We start from the raw sequence: 826 nt of genomic DNA on the forward strand, positions 1-826 counted from the left end.
GCGGTCGCGTCGCCGCTGGTGCCGATGCCGTCGGCGCTGTCGGCCGGGAGGACGGAGACGGCCTGCTGGGGGGCGCTGACCGGGGCGGCCATCGCGGTGGCGGGGAGGGCGATACCGCCGCCCACGAGGGCCGCGGAGGCGCCGGCCAGGACGATGCGACGGGTCCAAGAACGCTCGAACATCGGAATTCTCCACTCGGTAAGGGAAAGGGGGGTTTGTGTGGCGCCCCGCAGAATCGGCCGGGTTTTCCATTTCCGGTTCCGGGTCCTCCGGGAGTTCCCGGTGAGGGCGTACTTCCAATAAACCCGACGGGCGGGGATGCGTCACGCCACTTGATTACGTGTCTTGACTGCTGTGGTTGATTTTGGTAGTGCGGTCTGTGGAATGTCGTTCGGGCATGCCGAGCAGCCCCCCGGGGGTGTTCCCGGGGGGCTGTCTGCGGGGTGGGTCGGGTGTCACTTGCCGAGCTTGGCCTTCAGCTGTTCCTTCAGCTGCTGCTTGATCTCCTGCTTGGAGACGGTGCCGCCGGTGCCGGTGGCGTCGCCGGTCACCGCGGTGGCGTCGCCGGTGTTGACGGCGTCGGCGCTGGCGTCGCCGCTGGTGGCGTTGCCGGTGTCGATGTCGCAGGCGCCGTCGCAGTCGGCGACGCCGGAGTTGGCGGTGCCGCTGGTGGCCTCGCCGCCGACGGTGGTGTTGTCTGCGGTCGCGTCGCCGCTGGTGCCGATGCCGTCGGCGCTGTCGGCCGGGAGGACGGACACGGCCTGCTGGGGGGCGCTGACCGGGGCGGCCATCGCGGTGGCGGGGAGGGCGATACCGCCGCCCACGA

Annotated in this window: 1 protein-coding gene and 1 pseudogene; both read right to left on the minus strand. The window is 70.9% G+C overall.

Going from position 1 to position 826, the window contains the following annotated elements; translation table 11 throughout:
- The coding region (locus tag HYE82_RS36875; protein WP_218783466.1) for a hypothetical protein at window positions 1-182 on the minus strand (182 nt) is incomplete at its 3' end.
- A gap of 273 nt (window positions 183-455) precedes the next feature.
- Window positions 456-826: pseudogene (locus HYE82_RS36880) on the minus strand (hypothetical protein); the annotation flags it as partial.

The sequence above is a fragment of the Streptomyces sp. BR123 genome, assembly GCF_013401435.1.
In the GTDB taxonomy this organism is placed as follows: Bacteria; Actinomycetota; Actinomycetes; order Streptomycetales; family Streptomycetaceae; genus Streptomyces.